20 protein-coding genes and 1 riboswitch are annotated in these 19,340 nt (G+C 64.0%); of the genes, 15 read left to right on the top strand and 5 right to left on the bottom strand.

All coding sequences use genetic code 11. The features are described from left to right. The first annotated feature begins 32 nt into the window (after positions 1-32). From ACFLEY_RS10610 to ACFLEY_RS10595, 4 genes are all read left to right on the top strand, one after another. On the top strand, positions 33-1,091 hold the full coding sequence (locus ACFLEY_RS10610; protein ID WP_028176283.1) for an ABC transporter substrate-binding protein: 1,059 nt from the start codon (positions 33-35) through the stop codon (positions 1,089-1,091). A 22-nt stretch (positions 1,092-1,113) separates the two neighbouring features. Then, entirely contained in the window at positions 1,114-2,376 is a 1,263-nt protein-coding gene (locus tag ACFLEY_RS10605) for an ABC transporter permease (protein WP_211434281.1), read from the top strand. Further along, positions 2,373-3,203 (top strand): ABC transporter permease, encoded by an 831-nt coding sequence (locus ACFLEY_RS10600; protein ID WP_060908629.1) that lies wholly within the window; start codon positions 2,373-2,375, stop codon positions 3,201-3,203. The genes ACFLEY_RS10605 and ACFLEY_RS10600 overlap by 4 nt, the downstream gene beginning before the upstream one ends. A gap of 263 nt (positions 3,204-3,466) precedes the next feature. Beyond that, on the top strand, positions 3,467-4,678 hold the full coding sequence (locus ACFLEY_RS10595; RefSeq protein WP_060908630.1) for an ABC transporter substrate-binding protein: 1,212 nt from the start codon (positions 3,467-3,469) through the stop codon (positions 4,676-4,678). A 219-nt stretch (positions 4,679-4,897) separates the two neighbouring features. Here ACFLEY_RS10595 and ACFLEY_RS10590 read toward each other — a convergent pair whose 3' ends face one another. Continuing rightward, positions 4,898-5,425 (bottom strand): PRC-barrel domain-containing protein, encoded by a 528-nt coding sequence (locus tag ACFLEY_RS10590; RefSeq protein WP_028176286.1) that lies wholly within the window; start codon positions 5,423-5,425, stop codon positions 4,898-4,900. A 222-nt stretch (positions 5,426-5,647) separates the two neighbouring features. Next, complete coding sequence (locus tag ACFLEY_RS10585) at positions 5,648-6,217, bottom strand: hypothetical protein (RefSeq protein WP_060908631.1); 570 nt, start codon at positions 6,215-6,217, stop codon at positions 5,648-5,650. A gap of 180 nt (positions 6,218-6,397) precedes the next feature. On the opposite strand from ACFLEY_RS10585, the gene ACFLEY_RS10580 reads away from it, so the two are divergent. Both ACFLEY_RS10580 and ACFLEY_RS10575 read left to right on the top strand, forming a co-directional pair. Next, a complete protein-coding gene (locus ACFLEY_RS10580) occupies positions 6,398-7,168 on the top strand; it encodes a response regulator (protein ID WP_060908632.1) in 771 nt (256 codons plus the stop codon). Positions 7,169-7,181: 13 nt separating this feature from the next. After that, positions 7,182-8,507, top strand: coding sequence for an ATP-binding protein (locus ACFLEY_RS10575; RefSeq protein ID WP_060908633.1), 1,326 nt, complete (start codon positions 7,182-7,184; stop codon positions 8,505-8,507). An 8-nt stretch (positions 8,508-8,515) separates the two neighbouring features. Here ACFLEY_RS10575 and ACFLEY_RS10570 read toward each other — a convergent pair whose 3' ends face one another. Continuing rightward, positions 8,516-8,806 (bottom strand): pentapeptide repeat-containing protein, encoded by a 291-nt coding sequence (locus tag ACFLEY_RS10570; RefSeq protein ID WP_110117131.1) that lies wholly within the window; start codon positions 8,804-8,806, stop codon positions 8,516-8,518. 266 nt (positions 8,807-9,072) lie between these two features. Here ACFLEY_RS10570 and ACFLEY_RS10565 point away from each other — a divergent pair, with 266 nt between their 5' ends. The 6 genes from ACFLEY_RS10565 to thiC all read left to right on the top strand — a co-directional run bounded on the left by ACFLEY_RS10565 (position 9,073) and on the right by thiC (position 14,706). Beyond that, positions 9,073-9,615 (top strand): lytic transglycosylase domain-containing protein, encoded by a 543-nt coding sequence (locus tag ACFLEY_RS10565; RefSeq protein ID WP_060908634.1) that lies wholly within the window; start codon positions 9,073-9,075, stop codon positions 9,613-9,615. 134 nt (positions 9,616-9,749) lie between these two features. Further along, positions 9,750-9,878, top strand: a riboswitch (TPP riboswitch). After that, positions 9,866-10,876, top strand: coding sequence for an FAD-dependent oxidoreductase (locus ACFLEY_RS10560; protein WP_060908635.1), 1,011 nt, complete (start codon positions 9,866-9,868; stop codon positions 10,874-10,876). (Overlaps the previous riboswitch by 13 nt.) A gap of 7 nt (positions 10,877-10,883) precedes the next feature. Next, positions 10,884-11,081 (top strand): sulfur carrier protein ThiS, encoded by a 198-nt coding sequence (thiS, locus tag ACFLEY_RS10555; RefSeq protein ID WP_011089396.1) that lies wholly within the window; start codon positions 10,884-10,886, stop codon positions 11,079-11,081. A 152-nt stretch (positions 11,082-11,233) separates the two neighbouring features. After that, positions 11,234-12,016, top strand: a complete 783-nt coding sequence (locus tag ACFLEY_RS10550) for a thiazole synthase (protein ID WP_060908636.1) — start codon at positions 11,234-11,236, stop codon at positions 12,014-12,016. Then, complete coding sequence (locus ACFLEY_RS10545; RefSeq protein WP_060908637.1) at positions 12,003-12,611, top strand: thiamine phosphate synthase; 609 nt, start codon at positions 12,003-12,005, stop codon at positions 12,609-12,611. The genes ACFLEY_RS10550 and ACFLEY_RS10545 overlap by 14 nt, the downstream gene beginning before the upstream one ends. 196 nt (positions 12,612-12,807) lie before the next feature. Beyond that, complete coding sequence (gene thiC / locus ACFLEY_RS10540) at positions 12,808-14,706, top strand: phosphomethylpyrimidine synthase ThiC (protein WP_060908638.1); 1,899 nt, start codon at positions 12,808-12,810, stop codon at positions 14,704-14,706. Positions 14,707-14,883: 177 nt separating this feature from the next. Here the strand turns inward: thiC and ACFLEY_RS10535 are convergent, their stop codons facing one another. Next, positions 14,884-15,948 carry an IS630-like element ISRj1 family transposase gene (locus ACFLEY_RS10535; protein ID WP_396604628.1) on the bottom strand — a complete coding sequence of 355 codons (1,065 nt, stop codon included), beginning with the start codon at positions 15,946-15,948 and terminating at the stop codon, positions 14,884-14,886. A 57-nt stretch (positions 15,949-16,005) separates the two neighbouring features. Between ACFLEY_RS10535 and ACFLEY_RS10530 the strand changes: the two genes are divergently transcribed. Both ACFLEY_RS10530 and ACFLEY_RS10525 read left to right on the top strand, forming a co-directional pair. Beyond that, positions 16,006-16,971, top strand: a complete 966-nt coding sequence (locus ACFLEY_RS10530) for a DUF4917 family protein (RefSeq protein WP_060908639.1) — start codon at positions 16,006-16,008, stop codon at positions 16,969-16,971. Between the two features lie 53 nt (positions 16,972-17,024). Next, positions 17,025-17,564, top strand: coding sequence for a mismatch-specific DNA-glycosylase (locus ACFLEY_RS10525; protein WP_060908640.1), 540 nt, complete (start codon positions 17,025-17,027; stop codon positions 17,562-17,564). Between the two features lie 160 nt (positions 17,565-17,724). Here ACFLEY_RS10525 and ACFLEY_RS10520 read toward each other — a convergent pair whose 3' ends face one another. Beyond that, positions 17,725-18,453, bottom strand: coding sequence for an SDR family oxidoreductase (locus tag ACFLEY_RS10520; protein WP_028176297.1), 729 nt, complete (start codon positions 18,451-18,453; stop codon positions 17,725-17,727). 205 nt (positions 18,454-18,658) lie between these two features. On the opposite strand from ACFLEY_RS10520, the gene ACFLEY_RS10515 reads away from it, so the two are divergent. Further along, positions 18,659-19,306 (top strand): glutathione S-transferase family protein, encoded by a 648-nt coding sequence (locus tag ACFLEY_RS10515; RefSeq protein WP_211434166.1) that lies wholly within the window; start codon positions 18,659-18,661, stop codon positions 19,304-19,306. The last annotated feature ends 34 nt before the right edge of the window (positions 19,307-19,340 follow it).

Raw genomic sequence — 19,340 nt, 5'->3', positions numbered from 1 at the left:
AACGTAACGCACATGAAGAAGGAACAAGGACCATGCTGAAGCGCAAAACTGGCAGGATTGCTCTGGGTTTCGTCGCGGCATTCAGCGCCAGCGCTGCGCTGGCCACGGTCGCACAGGCGCGTGACCTCACCGTCGTGTCGTGGGGCGGCGCGTATCAGGATGCGCAGAAGAAGGTCTATTTCGAGCCGTTCAAGAAGGCGGCCGGGGCTCCGATGAACGACGAGTCCTGGGACGGCGGTGTCGGCGTGCTGCGCGCCAAGGTGCAGGGTGGTGCCGCCACCTGGGACGTCGTGCAGGTGGAGAGCGACGAACTCGCGGTCGGCTGCGAGGAAGGCCTGTTCGAGAAGCTTGACTATTCCAGGATCGGCGGCGAGGCCGCCTATATCCCGCCATCGGTCAACGCTTGCGGCGTCGGCGCCATCCTCTACGATTTCGTTCTCGGCTACGACAAGGACAAGCTGAAGCAGGCCCCCAATGGCTGGGCCGACTTCTTCGACACCAAGAAGATTCCGGGCAAGCGCGCCTTGCGTCAGGGCCCGAAGACCACGCTGGAGATCGCCCTCATGGCCGACGGCGTCGCGCCGAAGGACGTCTACAAGGTGCTGGCGACCGACGAAGGCGTCGAGCGCGCGTTCAAGAAGCTGGACACCATCAAGGGCGACATCGTCTGGTGGAAGGCCGGCGCGCAGCCGCCGCAACTGCTCGCCTCCGGCGAGGTGGCGATGACCTCGGTCTACAATGGCCGCATCGACACCGCGAACAAGAACGAGAAGAAGAATTTCGGCATGGTGTGGGACGGCGCGCTCTTCACCCTCGACAGCTGGGTCATCCTGAAGGGTAGCCCGAACAAGGACGCGGCCTACAAATTCCTGGACTTTGCAGGCAAGGCGGAGAACCAGTCAAAACTGTCGGAGAACATTGCCTATGGCACCTCGAACAAGGACGCAGCCGCTCTGCTCGCGCCCGCCGTTCTGAAGGACCTGCCGACAGCGCCTGACAACATCAAGAACGCGGTCGAGATCAACGTTGCCTTCTGGCTCGAGAACATCGACCGCTTGACCGAGCGCTTCAACAAATGGGCCGCGAAATAGCGCGCCCCGCAAGGCTCGACCAATGACGAATGCGCTTTTGACCGGCGCCGATGCGTCGACCGAGGTGCCGCTCAAGCGCCGATTGAGGCGTGCGGAGCGGACACGCCAGGTCAAGGCATTGGCGCTGGTAGCGCCGCTTCTCGTCTTCCTGCTCTTCACCTTCGCAGGCCCGATCGCCGGCATGCTGTGGCGCGCCGTCGATGACCGGGAGGTGCGCCAGGTTCTGCCGCAGACCATAGCTGCTCTCGCCGACTGGGACGGCAAGGACCTGCCGGACGAAAAGGCCTTTGCAGCGCTGGCAAGCGACATCCAGGCGGCGCGCGCGTCCGGCACCATGGCCGTCGCGGCCAAGCGCCTCAACTACGCGCTGAACGGCTTCCGCACTATCCTGACCAGCACGGCACGCAATCTGAAGGCGGCGCCGGAGCCCGGCGCCGCCAAGGAGACATTAGCCAAGATCAATCCGGCCTGGCGCGAACGCGCCACCTGGACAACGATCAAGGACGCCAGCGGCCCAACGACCGGCTTCTACCTTCTGGCGGCGCTCGACCTGACGCGGAACGCGGACGACGCGATCGTCGCAGCTCCGCCGGATCAGGCCATCTACCGCGACGTGTTCGCCCGCACCTTCCTCATCAGCCTCAGCGTCACGGCACTCTGCCTGATCCTCGGCTTCCCGGTCGCGTACCTGCTGGCGACGCTGCCGCCGGGCCGGTCGAACCTGCTGATGATCTTCGTCCTGCTGCCGTTCTGGACATCGCTTCTGGTCCGCACCTGTGCCTGGATCGTGCTGTTGCAGAGCAAGGGCGTCGTGAACGACAGCCTGCAGTGGCTTGGCATCATCGACCAGCCGTTGCGCCTGATCTACAATCGCTTCGGCGTCTGCGTGGCCATGACCCACGTTCTCCTGCCCTTCATGATCCTGCCGCTGTACAGCAGCATGAAGGCGATCTCGCCTGCTTACATGCGCGCCGCCGCCTCGCTCGGTGCGCCACCACTCACCGCCTTCCTGCGGATCTACCTGCCCCAGACGCTGCCCGGCATCGGCGCGGGAAGCCTGCTCGTCTTCATCCTGGCGCTCGGCTACTACATCACACCGGCACTCGTCGGGGGCGCCGCCGACCAGATGATCAGCTACTTCATTGCGCTCTACACGACCGAGACGGCCAATTGGGGCCTTGCTTCGGCGCTGGGTGCGGTGCTGCTGCTCGCCACTGTCCTGCTCGCTCTCGTCTACGGCAAGCTGGTGCAGGGCCAGCAGGTCACGGGAGGAATGAAGAATTGAGCGACAATTCCACCCTCCGCACGCCCAGCCAGCGCATCGCGTGGACCGCGACCATCATCATCTCCACGCTGGTGTTCATCTTCCTGATCGCGCCAATCCTGGCGATCATGCCGCTGTCGTTCAGCTCGGGCTCGTACCTCACCTATCCACTGCCGGGCCTCTCCTTGCGCTGGTACGACGATTTCATCAATTCGCCGCGCTGGATGAATTCGCTGAAGAACAGCATGATCATCGGCGTCGCCTCGACTCTTCTGTCGATGGTGCTTGGTACGCTGGCCGCGCTCGGGCTGGCGCAATGGAAGAGCCGGCTCAAGCCGCTCGTGCTCGCGTTCGTGCTGTCGCCGGTCGTCGTGCCCGGCGTCATCACCGCGGTCGGCCTGTATTTCTTCTTCGCGCCGATCGGGCTGACCGGCAGTTACCTCGGCTTGATCCTGGCCCACACCGCGCTGGCAACGCCCTTTGTGGTGATCACGGTCGGCGCGACGCTGCAAAGCTTCGACACCAATCTGGCGCGCGCCGCCGCCTCGCTCGGCGCCTCGCCGCTTGATGCGTTCCGCCGCGTGATCCTGCCGCTGATCCTGCCGGGCCTCGCCTCAGGTGCGCTGTTCGCCTTCGCGACCAGCTTCGATGAGGTGGTGATCGTGCTGTTCATGGCGGGTCCGGAGCAGCGCACCCTGCCGCGCGAGATGTTCAGCGGCATCCGCGAGAACATCAGCCCGACCATCACGGCAGCGGCGGTGATTCTGACCACGTTATCGGTCATCCTCCTCGCCACCCTGGAAGGCTTGCGCCGACGCAACGAACGGCTCAAGGGCAGCAGCACCTGAAGGGCCCCCGCTGTCATTCCGGGGCGCGCGCAGCGCGAGCCCGGAATGACAGCGGGCCGCAGCGACGGTGGATGAATGGATTCTCTGATGCGCAACTGCGCATCAAAGCTCGCGCCCCAGAGGGCGCGCCCCGGAATGACGACAGACCCCCTCCATATTTCTCATCCCCCTCACGCATCTTTGGCTTAGCTGCCGCGACCGTTTGTCGCTAGAACAGTCCCCGCAACAACGCCCCAAACAACAACACACAGGGAGAAAACAACATGCAAAAACTCATCGCCGCCACAGCAGTCGGTCTCGCGCTCGCCGCTACATGCGGCACGGCGCGGGCGCAGATTTCCGACGATGTCGTCAAGATCGGCGTGCTCACGGACATGTCGAACCTCTATGCGGACGCGACCGGCAAGGGCTCGCTCGCCGCCGTCGAGATGGCGGTCGCCGATTACGGCGCCAAGGTCGCGGGCAAGCCGGTCCAGGTGGTTGCCGCCGATCACCAGAACAAGCCCGATGTCGGCGTCAACATCGCCCGCAACTGGTACGACAACGACAAGGTCGACGCGATCTTCGACGTGCCGACCTCATCGGTCGCCCTGCCGATCTCGGCGCTGACGCGGGAAAGGAACAAGATCAACATCAATTCCGGCGGCGGCTCCTCCGATATCACCGGCGTCGCCTGCTCGCCCAACACGGTGCACTGGACCTACGACACCTATGCGCTGTCGAACGTCGCCGGCAAGGCGATGGTGAAGCGCGGCGAGGACACCTGGTACTTCGTCACCGCCGACTACGCCTTCGGCATGGCGCTGCAGCGCGATGCCGCCAACGTGGTCAAGGAGAGCGGCGGCAAGGTGCTCGGCGAAGTCCGCCATCCGCTCAACTCGTCGGACTTCTCCTCCTTCCTGCTCCAGGCCCAGGCCTCCAAGGCCAAGGTGGTCGCGCTGGCCAATGCCGGCGGCGACACCACCAATGCGCTGAAGCAGGCCGCCGAGTTCGGCCTCACTCAGGGCGGCCAGAAGATGATCGCGCTCCTGCAGGAGATCACCGACACGCATTCGCTCGGCATCAAGGCGACGCAGGGCCTGATCGTCACCGACGCGTTCTACTGGGACATGAACGAGGAGACGCGCGCCTTCTCGAAACGCTTCAACGAGAAGGTCGGGCACATGCCGACCATGATCCAGGCCGGCCTCTATTCGGCGACCATGCACTATCTGAAGGCGATCGAGGCCATCAAGACCGACGAGGCGCCGAAGGTGATGGAGCAGATGCGCTCAACGCCGGTCAACGACTTCTTTGCAAAGAACGGAAAGATCCGCATCGACGGCCGCATGGTCCACGACATGTATCTGTTCGAGGTCAAGAAGCCCGAGGAGTCCAAGGGTGAGTGGGATCTCTACAAGCTGATCGCCACCGTGCCCGGCGACGAGGCGTTCCGTCCGCTCGACAAGGGCGGCTGCCCGCTGGTGACGCACTAAAAGTGCTCTCCCTCTCCCCGCTTGCGGGGAGAGGGTTAGGGTGAGGGAGTCTCCACAACGACGGTGACAGTTAGACTGGCGGAGAGTCCCCCTCACCCACTTCGCATCTTCGATGCGAGGTAACCTCTCCCCGCAAGCGGGGAGAGGTGAAAAGAAGAGCATGACAGCGCGCCCGGCCAAAACCGGGCGCGCGTCGTTCAAATCGTCACGCGAACCGCATTACTCCGAGTACTTGAACTCGGGCATGTTCTTCAGCTCGTCCTTGCTCGCGTTGAACACGGCGTGGTCCGGATACCACTTCGACGAAGCCGTCACGGTCGTCGCGGTCTTGTCGGTGCCGGTCGCGGCACCCGTGGTCGTGGTCGTCGCCGGCTTGGCGTTCGGATTTGTGCCGGCCGCGCCGGTATAGGCGACGGCCTCATTGACGAACTTCAGCTTGTCATAGGGCACGGCAACCAGATGCTCGCCCATGCCGAGGAAGCCGCCGACGCCGATCACGGCGATCTTGATGGCGCCGCTCTTGTCCATCAGCAGATCGTTGATCGAGCCGATGTTCTCGTTGGCGTCGTTGTAGATCTTGAGGCCCGGCATCTTCGACGTGCGCCATTCACCCGAGGCCGACGTGGTCGTCGTGGTGGTGGCCGCGGTCGGCGCCTTGTCGGTGGTAGCGGTCGGCGATTGCGCAAACACAGCAGTCGCGAGCAGCGCGGTGCCGGCAAGGCCGGCGGCGATTGATTTCATCAGCATTGTTGTCCTCTCCTTCAGCAAAAACTCGTATGGAGAGAACAGCGCCGATCACGCGCAGTTCCTAAGCTGCGGCGATTTCGTCGCACAGCGGTGGCGCTGCGTTGCAGTGAAAGTTCCTTAACTCACGCAGGAACGTTCCAATGCACAGTTCCCCGCCGACGATCATGCGCGCTGGGTGAAGCACGAGCGCGGCGGGGAACGCGCCGACCTGCGTCGCTCAGGTCAGCTCTTGTAGTCGATCAGGAGTGCGGAGAAATCCGAGTTGCTGGACGAGTTGCCGTTGGCACCATACGACGACGCCGACGATTGCGACTGCTGAAGCGCCTGGAGGAATTGCTGGAGAATCTCCGCCGTCGTCGAATAGCTCGACGTGCTGCTGGTGGAGTCCGTCGACGACGGATCCGAAGAACCGTCGTCCGGCGGCGGGCCGGGCGGCGGTCCGCCTGCGCCACCGGCTCCGCCCGCACCACCGGGACCGCTCGCGAAGGCGGACTGAAACACGCCCTTGAGCTCCTCGGCCTGGTCCGAGGTCAGCGTCCCGTTCGACACCTCGTTGGAGATGAGGTCGTCGATCTTCGACTTCATGTCGTCCCTGGAGGGACGCGTGCCGCTCGACTGGTCGCTCGAGCGGCTCTGCTGGAGCGCCGTGTCGATGTCGGTCAGCGCGGTCGAGAGCGCGGACTGGTCCGAGGACGAGATCGTGCCGGCGGAAACTTCCGATTGCAATTCCTGCTGCAGCCGCTGGAGCGGCGACTGGTAGGTACCGGCGGAGGCCGCCGAAATCGAGGTCATGATGGCTCCGTGGATCTTGCGGGGTTTATTGGATAGCCGCGCCACGGTATGGTTAACGGCCTTAACGAGACCTTGCCGCGCCAGTGCCCGGGTGTGTCCCGGCATTGCGACGGGGCCTGCAGAAACAATCCGAAACAAAAATCTTCGCCTTTTGGCCCGAATCTTGGACAAACAAAGCGCATGGCCATTCCCAATCCCAACATCCTGGTCGTCGAGGACGATCGCGAAACGCGGACGTTGATTGCGAAGTACCTGCGCAACAACGCCTGCAACGTCACCGCCGTGAGCGATGGCCGCGAGATGTCGCGCGCCATGGCCGATCATCGCGTGGACCTCATCATCCTCGACGTCATGCTGCCGGGCGAGGACGGCCTGAGCCTCTGCCGCAAGGTGCGCTCGGAGGCGCAGACGCCGATCATCATGCTGACCGCGCGCGGCGAGGACGTCGACCGCATCGTCGGCCTCGAGATGGGCGCGGACGACTATCTGGCAAAACCCTTTAACCCGCGCGAGCTGCTCGCCCGCATCAACGCGGTGCTGCGCCGCCAGGCCGCAGCCCAGGCGGCGAGCTCGATCGAAGGCGCGAGCACGCTCGCCTTCGAGGGCTGGCGCATCGACCTGCGCCTGCGCGAGCTGCGCAACCCGGAGGGCGCGCGCGTCGCAGTGACCAGCGCCGAGTTCGATCTGCTCAGGACGTTCTGCGAACGGCCGGGCCGCGTGCTGTCGCGGGACAGCCTGCTCGACCTCACGCAGGGCCGCAACACCGGCTCGTTCGAACGCTCCATCGACGTGCTGGTCAGCCGCATCCGCCGCAAGATCGAGCCCAATCCGCACGATCCGACCATCATCAAGACGGTGCGCTCCGGCGGCTATCTGTTCACGCCAAGAACTGAAGCAGCGAGAACTGAAGCAGCAAGCACCGGAGTGGTCGCGGCCCCCCTGGGCAACTGAGGGGGCGCCGACGATGAAGCCGTTCGGGTTCTTCCACCTCAAGGGTATCGGCGGGCAGATCGCAGCCCTGGTGCTGGCTTCCACCATCGCGCTCCATCTCGTCGTCACCGCCGCCTTCCTGATCAGCCGGCCGGACCGCCCGGACACGCCGCCGGACGGCGCCCATCAATTGACCGATGCCGCGCTGCTGCTCGGCTCGGCCGAGGCCGGCGAGCGGCCGCGCCTCGTCGCCGACCTCGCGCGCGCCTTTCCCAAGCTCGGCATCGAGATGCACGCGCCCGGCACGGCGGCCATTGTCGCGACGAGCGACAGCCAGCACCTGCGCGGGATGCGCCGTCACCTCGGACGCGGCTACAAGGTGGTGCAGCTCGCCGCCGACGACACCGCGCACCGCGTCGGCGTCGAATTGCCCGACGGCAGCGTGATCGCCGGCCGTGTCGATGGCGGCTCGCGGCCGTGGTTCTGGGGTGCACCGTGGCTGACGGCGCTGATGACCACCTTCATCTGCGTCACCGTGCTCGGCCTGTGGGCGGCGCGCGCGCTGGCCGCGCCGCTGTCGTCCTTCGCCGAAGCCGCCGAGAATTTCAGCCTGGACGGCGAAGCCGATCCGCTGCCCGAGCGCGGCCCGGAGGAGATCCGCTCGGTGGCGCGCGCGCTCAACCGCATGCATGAGCGGATCGCGCGGCTGATGTCGGATCGCACCAGGATGCTGGCGGCGATCAGCCACGATCTGCGCACGCCGATCACGCGGCTGCGCCTGCGCGCCGAGTTCATCGAGGACGAGGTCAACCGCAAGCGCATGCTGATCGATCTCGACCAGATGCGCTCGATGCTGGAATCCGTGCTGTCGCTCCTGCGCAACGACCGCAACATCGAGGCGGTGACGCTGGTCGACATCGCCAGCACGCTCCAGCTCATTGCCGATCAGTTCGGCGACATGGGCCATGTCGTGCACTATGACGGCCCCGCTTCGGCCACCGCGGCGGCGCGTCCCGACGACCTGCATCGCGGCGTCACCAACCTCGTCGAGAACGCCGTGCGCTACGGCGCCGAGGTCACGATCCGCCTCGACATATCCGGCACCAGGCTCGTCATCGACGTCGAGGACGACGGCCCCGGCATTTCGGATGCACGCAAGCAGGAGATGCTGGAGCCGTTCGCGCGCGGCGACGATGCGCGCACGATGGACGAGTCCACCGGCTTCGGCCTCGGCCTGTCGATCGCGCACGCGATCGCGATCGCCCATGGCGGAACGCTGTCGCTGCACGACCGCACGCCGCACGGGCTGATCGTGCGGATGGAGCTGCCGGTCTGGCAGGAGCCGCGGCTCGCCGCGTAGAGCGTCGCTTAAGCCGCGAGCGGGGTGTGCGTGACGGCGACCTCGTCGAAGATCGCCACCGCCTCGAACTGATAATTGCAGGCGCGACACGTCCAGAGATAGGAGATGCGCCCCTCGCCCGGCTCGATCCAGTCGGGCTTCGGAATCGGCGCGCCGCATTGAGCACAGGGATTTTGCCGGGGGATGTCGCCGAAATGTGCCTTGGCCAAGTCCGCGCTGACAAAGTCCGCGTTGACAAAGTCCGCGTTGGCCATGTTGGTTTTTGTCATGGCACCTCTCCCGATTTGCAGCGTTTTCATCCTCGCTTTCGCGTCTGCGCGCGAATAGACAGACGTGCTGTCGCGAGCGGGGGTCGTCCGCCCCGAAGCTCAGCTACGCCAGCATTGCGTCGTAACAGCGGCTCGGCGCCGCAAAATCGTCAGCGGCGGCGTTTGGTCACATCATCGCCGTGTTCCGGAGTCCTAAAGCATGATCCGGAAAAGTGCACCGCGGTTTTCCGAACAGATCATGCTCAAACAATAACAACAGCCGGGCGCAGGTCGCTCAGGGACGTCAGGGATATCTGATGAAAATTTTACGTGTCGCCGCGCTCATCGCGGCCGGACTGGTGTCGCCGCAGGCCGCGTTCGCGGGTGAAGCCGAGTACGCCGAGATGGTCGCGGCCCATGCCCGCGCCAACGGCGTGCCGGAAGCGCTGGTGCATCGCGTCATCATGCGCGAAAGCCGCTATCAGCCCGGCCTCGTCGGCCATGGCGGCACCATCGGCCTGATGCAGATCAAGCTCGCGACCGCCCGCGGCGTCGGCTACACCGGCGATGCCGCCGGCCTGCGCGATCCCAACACCAATCTCACTTACGCGGTCAAATACCTCGCCGGCGCCTATCGCGCCGCCAATGGCGACCACGCCCGAGCCGTGCGTTATTTCGCGGGCGGCTATTACTACGTTGCAAAGCGGCAGCGCCAGGAAACGGCGCAACAGATGGTGCGAGAGGCCAGCAACGAGGCCTGGCTGGAGCCGAACGGCAACCCGCAGCCGATGTTCGGCACCACGCCGCACAAAAAGCTCGCCCAGCGCGTCCGCAACGCGCGGGCGCAGGTTCCACACTAACCGCTGTCATTCCGGGGCAGTCCGCAGGACTGAACCCGGAATCTCGAGATTCCGGGCTCGATGCTTCGCATCGCCCCGGAATGACTGCCCTGTGGCTAACGCGTTGACCACCCCGCCCCGCTGACATACATTGGCACCGTTCCGAGGGGTGCTCCGAGGAGGAGCTGAGATACCGCTAAATGGGCAAATCCGCCCAGGACCGCGGTGACCCTTTGAACCTGATCCGGGTCATGCCGGCGAAGGGACAGGGATGTTACAGACGACCAAGCGAGCGGATTCGGCGGTATCCATCATCGGCGCAGGCATTGCGGGCGCCTGGCAGGCGCTGCTGTTCGCGCAGGCCGGCCACGCCGTGACCTTGCACGAGCGCGGCGACGCTGACATGACGGACTCCACCAGCCACTGGGCCGGCGGCATGCTGGCGCCCTGGTGCGAGGCCGAGGTCGCCGAGCCCATCATCAGCCGGCTGGGCCAGCGCTCCCTCGACATCTGGCGGCGCGAGCTGCCCGACACACCCTTCAACGGTTCCCTGGTCGTCGCCCATCCGCGCGAGCGCAACGATTTCGAGCGCTTTGCCCGGATGACCGAAGAGCACCGCCGGCTCGATGCAGCTAGCCTTGCCGAGCTCGAGCCGTCGCTGGAGGGCCGCTTCCGCGACGCGCTATTCTTCCCGACCGAGGGCCATGTCGAGCCGCGCCGCGTGCTGCCGAAGCTGCACGAGCGCATCCGTGCCGCCGGCGGCACCATCAAGTTCTCCAGCGACGTCAGCGCCGCCGATCTCGACGGCATCGTGATCGACTGCCGCGGCCTGTCCGCGCGCGACGAGCAGCCTGACCTGCGCGGCGTCAAGGGCGAGATGATCCTGATCGAGACGAGCGAGGTGCAGCTGGCGCGCCCGGTGCGGCTGATCCATCCGCGCTGGCCGCTCTACGTGATCCCGCGCGAGGACAATCTGTTCATGCTCGGCGCGACCTCGATCGAGGCCGAGGACACCGGCGTCAGCGTGCGCTCGGCGCTGGAGCTCTTGGGTGCGGCCTATACCGTGCACCCGGCGTTCGGCGAGGCGCGCATCGTCGAGTTCGGCTCGGGCCTTCGCCCCGCTTTCCCCGACAATCTGCCGCGCATCGGCATTCGCGGCGGCAGGATCACCGTCAACGGTCTCTACCGCCACGGCTTCCTGATCGCGCCGGCGCTCGCCGAGCTGACGCTGCAATACGTCCAGCGCGGCCAGATCGACAACGAGGTGATGCAATGCGGGTGATCGTGCAATGCTTGTGATCATCAACGGTGAACAGCGCGAGGTGGCTTCAGTCAGCGTGGACGCGCTGCTCTCCGAGCTCGACTACGAAGGCACCCATTTCGCGATCGCGCTGAACTACGACGTCGTGCCGAAAAGCCGCTGGGCCGAGACGAGCTTGAAGGCCGGCGACGAGATCGAGATCATCACGCCGCGGCAGGGAGGGTGAGGGGATGACCACACGCTCACTTCGCGAGGACGGCTGCATTGGCCCGTCATTCCGGGGCACGCGAAGCGTGAACCCGGAATCTCGCGCCACAACTTCGAGATTCCGGATCGGTCCGCGTTCCGCGGCCCGTCCGGAATGACGGGGAATTCGACATGGTGACCTTCTACGGCAAAACCTTCGCCTCGCGCCTCTTGATCGGCAGCGCGCTCTATCCCTCGCCGGCGATCATGCAAGGAGCGATCCGTGCCGCCGGCTCGAACATCGTCACCGTGTCGCTGCGTCGCGAATCCGCCGGCGGCAAGACCGGGGACGCATTCTGGAATCTGATCCGCGAGCTCGACGTCAGCGTGCTGCCGAACACCGCCGGCTGCCGCAGCGTGCGCGAGGCGGTGACGACCGCAAAGCTCGCGCGCGAACTGTTCGGCACAAGCTGGATCAAGCTGGAAGTGATCGCCGACAACGACACGCTGCAGCCCGACGTCGTTGGCCTCGTTGAGGCAGCAAGCCTCCTGATCAAGGACGGCTTTGAAGTGTTCCCCTATTGCACCGAGGATCTCTCGGTCGCGAACCGCCTGGTCGATGCCGGCTGCAAGGTGGTGATGCCGTGGGCCGCCCCGATCGGCAGCGCCAAGGGCATCACCAACCGCGACGCGCTGAAGCTCTTGCGCGACCGCCTTCCGGACATCACGCTGGTGGTCGACGCCGGCCTGGGCGCGCCGAGCCACGCGGCGCAGGCGCTGGAGCTCGGCTATGACGCGGTGCTGCTCAACACCGCCATCGCCAAAGCCGCCGATCCCGTCGCCATGGCCAATGCCTTCCGCCTGGGTGTCGAGGCCGGCCGCACCGCCTTTGAGGCCGGGCTGATGAACGCCCGCGACTTCGCCTCCCCGTCAACCCCTGTCGTTGGGACCCCGTTCTGGCATGCCGTATCCTGATCGCTTCTACCCTGTCGTCGACAGCCTGGCCTGGGTCGAGCGCCTGACCAAGCTCGGCGTCGGCACGATTCAACTGCGCGCGAAAGACCTGAACGACGCCGAAGCGCTGCAGATCGTCACCGACGCGCTCGCCATCACCGAGGGCACGCAGGCGAAGCTCGTGGTGAACGATTACTGGCGCGCGGCGATCGTCGCCGGCGCGAAGTATCTGCATCTCGGCCAGGAGGACCTCGCCGACGCCGATCTCAAGGCCATCCGCGAGGCCGGCTTGTCACTGGGTATCTCCACCCATGACGACGCCGAGCTTGCGACCGCGCTGGCCGCAAAGCCCGACTACGTCGCGCTGGGCCCGATCTTCTTCACCACCTTGAAGTCGATGCGCTTCGAGCCGCAGGGCGTTCCGAAGATCACGGAATGGAAAAAGCGCATCGGCACCATCCCGCTGGTCGCGATCGGCGGCATCAAGTTCGAGCACGCCGCGGAGATTTTTGCCGCGGGCGCCGATTCCATCGCCGTCGTCAGCGACGTCACGCAAAATACCGACCCCGACGCGCGGGTGCGGCAATGGCTCGGCGAGTCGAAGGAGGCGGCGTGATGCACGCTCTCTCACCCCACACTCCACTGTCATCGCCCGGCTTGACCGGGCGATCCAGTACGCCGCAGCTTCTCGACTCTAGCCGCACCGCCTCGGAATACTGGATCCCCCCCCGCGCGCAATTGCGCACTAGGCGGGGATGACAGCGGTATTTGCCTCTCGCGCAGCGACATCAACGAATTAACCGGAGGATCCCATGAACATCCGCTCCAACCCCGATAAGACCGTCCCCGCCGTCACCACCGGCCCGCTGCCCTCCTCGCGCAAGATCTTTGCCTCGCCCGATGCGGCCCCCGATCTGCGGGTGCCCCTGCGCGAGATCATCCTGTCCGAAGGCGCCGGCGAGCCGAACCTGCCGGTGTACGACACCTCCGGCCCCTACACCGATCCGTCCGTGACCATCGACGTCAACGCCGGCCTTGCCCGCAACCGCAAGCAATGGGTGCTGGAGCGCGGCGGCGTCGAGGAATATGAGGGCCGCCAGGTCAAGCCGGAGGACAACGGCAACCTCTCCACCGACAAGGCCGCGCGCGCGTTCAGCGCCTATCACAAGCCGCTGCGCGGCCTCGATGGCCACAAGATCACGCAGCTCGAATTCGCCCGCGCCGGCATCATCACCAAGGAGATGATCTACGTCGCCGCGCGCGAAAATCTCGGCCGCAAGGAGCAGCTCGAGCGCGCGGAAGCAGCGCTCGCCGACGGCGAGAGTTTTGGCGCCGAGGTCCCCGCCTTCATCACCCCGGAGTTCGTCCGCTCCGAGATCGCGCGCGGCCGCGCCATCATCCCCTGCAACATCAACCACAGTGAACTCGAGCCGATGATCATCGGCCGCAACTTCCTGACCAAGATCAACGCCAATATCGGCAACTCGGCCGTCACGTCGTCGGTCGAGGAGGAGGTCGAGAAGATGGTGTGGGCGATCCGCTGGGGCGCCGACACCGTGATGGACCTCTCGACGGGGCGCAACATCCACACCACCCGCGAATGGATCCTGCGCAACGCGCCGGTGCCGATCGGCACCGTTCCCATTTACCAGGCGCTGGAGAAGTGCAACGGCGATCCGGTCAAGCTGACCTGGGAGCTCTACAAGGACACGCTGATCGAGCAGTGCGAGCAGGGCGTCGACTATTTCACCATCCACGCCGGCGTGCGCCTGTCCTACATCCACCTCACCGCCAACCGCGTCACCGGCATCGTCAGCCGCGGCGGCTCGATCATGGCGAAGTGGTGCCTGGCGCATCACAAGGAGAGCTTCCTCTACACGCACTTCGACGAGATCTGCGACCTCATGCGCAAATACGACGTCTCGTTCTCGCTCGGCGACGGCCTGCGTCCGGGCTCGATCGCCGACGCGAACGACCGCGCCCAGTTCGCGGAGCTGGAGACGCTCGGCGAATTGACGAAGATCGCGTGGGACAAGGGCTGCCAGGTCATGATCGAAGGCCCCGGCCACGTGCCGATGCACAAGATCAAGATCAACATGGACAAGCAGCTCAAGGAATGCGGCGAGGCGCCGTTCTACACGCTTGGACCGCTGACCACTGACATCGCGCCGGGCTACGACCACATCACGTCAGGCATCGGCGCCGCCATGATCGGCTGGTTCGGTTGCGCCATGCTCTGCTACGTCACCCCGAAGGAGCATCTCGGCCTGCCCGATCGCAACGACGTCAAGACCGGCGTCATCACCTACAAGATCGCGGCCCACGCCTCCGATCTCGCCAAGGGCCACCCGGCCGCCCAGCTCCGCGACGACGCGCTCTCCCGCGCCCGTTTCGACTTCCGCTGGAGCGACCAGTTCAACCTCGGCCTCGACCCTGATACCGCGAAAAACTTCCACGACGAGACCCTGCCGAAGGAAGCCCACAAGGTCGCCCATTTCTGCTCGATGTGCGGCCCGAAATTCTGCTCGATGAAGATCACGCAGGACGTACGGGATTACGCGGCGACGCTGAACGATCCGAACTCGGTGGGAATGTCGATGAGCGGCACCGCCGAGGACGGCATGAAGCAGATGAGTGCGAAGTTCAAGGAGATGGGCAGCAGCGTTTATCTGGATGCGGAGAAGGTGAAGGAGAGCAATCGGGTGCTGTGAGCTCAAGCCTTTCCTTGGGCACCCCGCGAACATCAAAGCCGGGCATTCTGCCCGGCTTTTTGCTGAAAGAATGTTGTGATTGCCTTTCTAGCTACCTATAATTGTACTACATGATTGTTTCTCGCTGCAAGCACTCAGCTTTGACGCAATCCTTTCCATTTGAACTAGTACCCGGAATCAGAGCTGAGTGATACGGCGGCCTTTGAAACGGCGTTGACGGACCTTTTTCTTGGTCCAGACGAAGGGCTCGGCTCTGTCGTTGTATGCGTTGACGTAGGCATCGATGTGTTCCTGAAGCTGCTTGAGGCTCGTGAAGGAGGTGCCGCTGAGCGACTGCCCCTGCAAGATGGAAAACCATACTTCGACCTGATTGAGCCATGACGCACTTGTCGGCGTGAAATGAAATTGCACGTTGGGGTGGGCCTTGAGCCAGTCCTCGTTCTTTTTATGGGTGTTGAGGTTGTCGAGGATGACGTGAAGCTTGCGGTTCGGAAAAGCCGCGGTGACGCTGTTCATTAAATCGAGAAACTCGACGCGGCGCCGGCGTTTTGAATGGGTCGCGATGATCTTTCCGGTGGCGACTTCGAGCGCCGCAAACAATGTTGTGGTGCCATGCCGCTTGTAATCGTGGCTTTGGCCGGTCAAGGCGCGGCCATTGGGCAACTTCAGATAACCCTGCGCTCGCTCCAAAGCCTGGATCGAGGGCTTCTCGTCCACGCACAGCACAATGGCCTTCGCCGGCGGCGCGACATAGAGGCCGACAACATCGGCGGCTTTGGCCGTAAAGTTCGGGTCGTTGCTCTCGCACCAGGACTTGCGAGCCACCAGGTCAATCTTGTGGCTGCGCAGGAACCGCCAGACATATTGGACATCGACATCGCCCAGCGCCTCGGCCAGCAGGGGGCCGGTCCAGCGCGCAAACCCTTGCGGTGGCGGCTTATCCAGCAGCTTCAGAATCCGCTTGTCGGTCGTCTTCGTATAGATCGGCTGCTTGCCAGGCCGCGGCTTGTCTTGCAGCCCTTCAAGGCCATGGTCGGCATAGCGATGCCGCCAAAGGCTGACAATCCGCGGCTGGACCCCAACTTCCTTGGCGATCGACCGGGTGCTGCGCCCATCCGCCGCCAACAGAACTATCCGCGCCCGCTTCAAATCGCGCTGCAACGTCACCGGTGAGCGACAGCACGCCTCAAGCACCTTGCGATCTTTCCTCGAAAGGTGGACTTCTCTTGCTTCGGGTATCATCCCGACCTTGAATCACGACTCACGTTCCAAGAAAAGTGGGTACTAGGATCGGCATCCATGACCATTCCATTTGACCAAGCCATTAAGGACTCAAATGCGAACCGATCGCTGCTGATTGGAAACGGCTTCTCGATTGCACAGGGCGGCGGAAAGTTTTCGTACGGCAATCTCTTGGACCAATCAAATCTTTCAGCCGGGGGCTCCATTAGGAACGTTTTCAACACGCTGAACACGGTTGACTTCGAATTGGTCATGGAAGCGCTAGAGAGCGCAGCAAAGATCGAGGAAGCCTACGGTGCAAACGATCGAGCCGCGACATTTACTACAGATGCTGTGTCAGTTCGCGAAGCACTGATCCACGCGGTAAGAGAGGTTCATCCCGCGATCTCTTTAGATATTCCACAAGAGCAGCGAGATCGTTGCGGTCAATTCCTTCGCAAATTCGGCAACGTCTTCACCATAAACTACGACCTACTGCTTTACTGGGTCATCCTGAGCGTCGGCGGCAAGATCTTTACCGACGGATTTGGATTGGGTGATGAAGTCGATGGTTTTCGCACCTTCAGTGAGGATGGGATATGCAACACCTATTATCTTCACGGAGCATTGCATCTTTTCCTCGGAGAGGAGCGCGATACACTGAAGCGCGTTGTAACAAGGGGCGCGATAATTGATGAGATTGCAGCAACGATAAGGCGACGAAATCAACTGCCACTCTTCGTGTCAGAGGGATCGTCGACCCAAAAAATGGCTCGAATAAACTCCGTGCCTTATCTTCGGTATTGCTACGACAAGCTTAGTGAGCTTACCGGAGACCTCTTCATTTATGGCCATTCGATCGCCGAGAACGACTACCATCTCTATGATGCTGTTTTTAGAAGCAGCATCGATGAGTTGTATATTTGCGTGTACAAACCCGACGAGAATTTGCAGGCGGTCAAGGAGAGAATTGCGCCGTTTAGCACGAGGAACGGCGATATAGAGATCACTTACGTAGACGCGAGTACAGCCCAAATCTGGTAGTCGGCGTCGATCCGGGTTCAGCCTGTTGTACCTCACAATCTACAGGGTTTGATTTGCCCACCACCCTCCATCGCCTCCCCGACCAGCTCCGCCCCAACCTCCGCCTCGTCTTCGTCGGCACCGCCGCCTCTACGCGCTCGGCCGAACTCGGGCACTACTACGCCCATCCCGGCAACCGCTTCTGGCGCGCGATCCATGAGGCCGGCATCACGCCGCGGCGTTATCAGCCGGGCGAGTTCGCGTCGCTGCTCGATCTCGGGATCGGCTTCACCGATCTCTCCAAGACCGGCGCCGGGATGGATCACCAGATCGCGACTGACACGATCGACGTGCCCGGCTTCAGGGCCAAGATCGAGGAGTATCGGCCGAGGACGATTGCGTTCACGAGCAAGAAAGCGGCGAGCTTGTTTTACGGCAGGCCGTCGAGCGGGATTTCGCTGGGGCGGCAGCCGCGGGATGGAAGCTGGCCCGAGGTGTTCGTGCTGCCCTCGCCGTCCGGTGCTGCGTCCGGGCATTGGACGCTGGAGCCGTGGCGAGAACTGGCGGCGTGGATTGCTGCGCTGGACGTTCAACACCCACAGACCTCATCCTGAGGAGACCGCCACCGGGTCCGCGCAATGCGCGGCCCGATGACAGGCTCCGCAGTCGTCTCGAAGGATGGCCGCGGGCGAGATGGTGGGGCCTGCATGGTTCGAGACGGCGCTTCGCGCCTCCTCACCATGAGGAATGGACACCGTCACCCGCGCATGCGCCCTAAAGATCGAAATTGGTCGGCAGCATCACCACGTCTCGAATGGTCATGCCGCGCGGCCGCGTCAGCATGAACATCACGACCTCGGCCACGTCGCTGGCTTCCAGCAGGCTTCCCGAGTCCCTGGCTTCCTTCAGCTTCTCGGGCGGCCAGTCCGCGAGCAGCGCGCTGACGACCGGGCCGGGCGAGATCGAGCCCACGCGAATGCCATGCTTGAAGACCTGGCGCCGCACCGTCTGGACGAAGCAGTTGATCGCCCATTTGGACGACGCATAGACCGGCTCCCACGGCGTCGGAAAATGCGCCGCCAGCGAACTCGTGACGATGATGTCGCCGGTCCGGCGTTCGATCATGTGCGGTAGCACGTCGTGCACGTTTTTCATCACGACGTTGACATTCAGGTTCAGCATCCGGTCGATCGCCATGGTGTCGGCATCGACCAGATCGCCGCCGACATACGTGCCTGCGTTTGCATGCAGGATGTCGAGCTGGCCGGCCTTCTCCAAGACGCGCGGCAACAGCGTTGCGCAGTCTTCTGGATCGAGCAGGTCGACGACCAGCGGGATCACGGTGTCGCCGTGCTTGTTGCAGAGCGCCTTCAGCGCAGCCTCGTCGCGATCGACCATCACCACGCGCGCGCCCGCAGCCAGCATCGCCTCGGCACTCGCCAATCCGATGCCGGACGCGGCTCCGGTCACGGCGGCAACCTTGCCTTCCAATTCTCTCGCCATGGGGGCACCATCCTGCTGAGATTGGCAGTATAGCGATCCAAAGCGACCTGGCGAAGTGGATCACGTCGCAAAACGGTCAACGCGCGTAGGCAATGGGTTTCGCTTTGTTCTACCCATCCTACGCGCCAGAAAACGCGATAGGTTGTCGGAACCCACCCCGCCCGTTCGTCCTCTGGACAATACGCCACCACCCCGGAGCCCCCCGATGCCCACCATCACCGCCTTCGAAAGCTCGCCCGACCGCGGCAGGGGACAGGCGCGCGACATGCGGGTTCGCTGGGCGCTGGAGGAAGTCGGCCAGCCCGACGACGTCCGCCTCGTCTCGTTCGCGGCGATGAAGCAACCCGCGCATCTTGCGCTGCATCCGTTCGGGCAGATCCCGACCTTCGAGGACGGCGATCTCGCGCTGTTTGAATCGGGCGCGATCGTGCTCCATCTCGCCGAGCGTTATGCCGGCCTGCTGCCGCTCGAGGTAAATGCGAGGGGCCGCGCGATTGCGTGGATATTTGCCGCGCTCAATACGCTGGAGCCGCCGATCGTCGAGCTCGGAATGGCGCTGCTGTTCGAGCGCGACAAGAGCTGGTACGAGGCGCGCCTGCCCATGTTGCAGGATCGCGTCCGTACTAGGCTCGGCGAATTGTCGGCTCGCCTCGGCGATGCCGACTGGCTCGACGGCGCGTTCAGCGCCGGCGATCTCATGATGGTGACGGTGCTGCGCCGGCTCGACACCTCCGGCCTGCTGGACGAATACCCTGACATCGCCGCGTACGTCGCCCGCGGCGAAGCCCGGCCGGCGTTCAGGCGTGCGTTCGAGGCGCAGTTGGCGGTGTTCACCGCCGCATCGCGTTCGTAGGAGCGGCGCCCCACGCTATCGTCCTGGCTTTCGC

The sequence above is a fragment of the Bradyrhizobium sp. YCK136 genome, from assembly GCF_044570075.1.
In the GTDB taxonomy this organism is placed as follows: Bacteria; Pseudomonadota; Alphaproteobacteria; order Rhizobiales; family Xanthobacteraceae; genus Bradyrhizobium; species Bradyrhizobium diazoefficiens.
The sequence above is the reverse complement of the archived record's forward strand: the minus strand, read 5'-3'. Positions and strand labels throughout refer to the sequence as shown.

Excerpts from the sequence above, each read along its gene's own strand:
- ACFLEY_RS10610 (WP_028176283.1), top strand. The coding sequence starts at position 33 with ATGCTGAAGCGCAAAACTGGCAGGATTGCTCTGGGTTTCGTCGCGGCA.
- ACFLEY_RS10605 (WP_211434281.1), top strand. The coding sequence starts at position 1,114 with ATGACGAATGCGCTTTTGACCGGCGCCGATGCGTCGACCGAGGTGCCG.
- ACFLEY_RS10595 (WP_060908630.1), top strand. The coding sequence starts at position 3,467 with ATGCAAAAACTCATCGCCGCCACAGCAGTCGGTCTCGCGCTCGCCGCT.
- ACFLEY_RS10590 (WP_028176286.1), bottom strand. The coding sequence starts at position 5,425 with ATGCTGATGAAATCAATCGCCGCCGGCCTTGCCGGCACCGCGCTGCTC.
- ACFLEY_RS10585 (WP_060908631.1), bottom strand. The coding sequence starts at position 6,217 with ATGACCTCGATTTCGGCGGCCTCCGCCGGTACCTACCAGTCGCCGCTC.
- ACFLEY_RS10580 (WP_060908632.1), top strand. The coding sequence starts at position 6,398 with ATGGCCATTCCCAATCCCAACATCCTGGTCGTCGAGGACGATCGCGAA.
- ACFLEY_RS10575 (WP_060908633.1), top strand. The coding sequence starts at position 7,182 with ATGAAGCCGTTCGGGTTCTTCCACCTCAAGGGTATCGGCGGGCAGATC.
- ACFLEY_RS10570 (WP_110117131.1), bottom strand. The coding sequence starts at position 8,806 with ATGAAAACGCTGCAAATCGGGAGAGGTGCCATGACAAAAACCAACATG.
- ACFLEY_RS10565 (WP_060908634.1), top strand. The coding sequence starts at position 9,073 with ATGAAAATTTTACGTGTCGCCGCGCTCATCGCGGCCGGACTGGTGTCG.
- ACFLEY_RS10560 (WP_060908635.1), top strand. The coding sequence starts at position 9,866 with ATGTTACAGACGACCAAGCGAGCGGATTCGGCGGTATCCATCATCGGC.
- thiS (WP_011089396.1), top strand. The coding sequence starts at position 10,884 with ATGCTTGTGATCATCAACGGTGAACAGCGCGAGGTGGCTTCAGTCAGC.
- ACFLEY_RS10550 (WP_060908636.1), top strand. The coding sequence starts at position 11,234 with ATGGTGACCTTCTACGGCAAAACCTTCGCCTCGCGCCTCTTGATCGGC.
- ACFLEY_RS10545 (WP_060908637.1), top strand. The coding sequence starts at position 12,003 with ATGCCGTATCCTGATCGCTTCTACCCTGTCGTCGACAGCCTGGCCTGG.
- thiC (WP_060908638.1), top strand. The coding sequence starts at position 12,808 with ATGAACATCCGCTCCAACCCCGATAAGACCGTCCCCGCCGTCACCACC.
- ACFLEY_RS10535 (WP_396604628.1), bottom strand. The coding sequence starts at position 15,948 with ATGATACCCGAAGCAAGAGAAGTCCACCTTTCGAGGAAAGATCGCAAG.
- ACFLEY_RS10530 (WP_060908639.1), top strand. The coding sequence starts at position 16,006 with ATGACCATTCCATTTGACCAAGCCATTAAGGACTCAAATGCGAACCGA.
- ACFLEY_RS10520 (WP_028176297.1), bottom strand. The coding sequence starts at position 18,453 with ATGGCGAGAGAATTGGAAGGCAAGGTTGCCGCCGTGACCGGAGCCGCG.
- ACFLEY_RS10515 (WP_211434166.1), top strand. The coding sequence starts at position 18,659 with ATGCCCACCATCACCGCCTTCGAAAGCTCGCCCGACCGCGGCAGGGGA.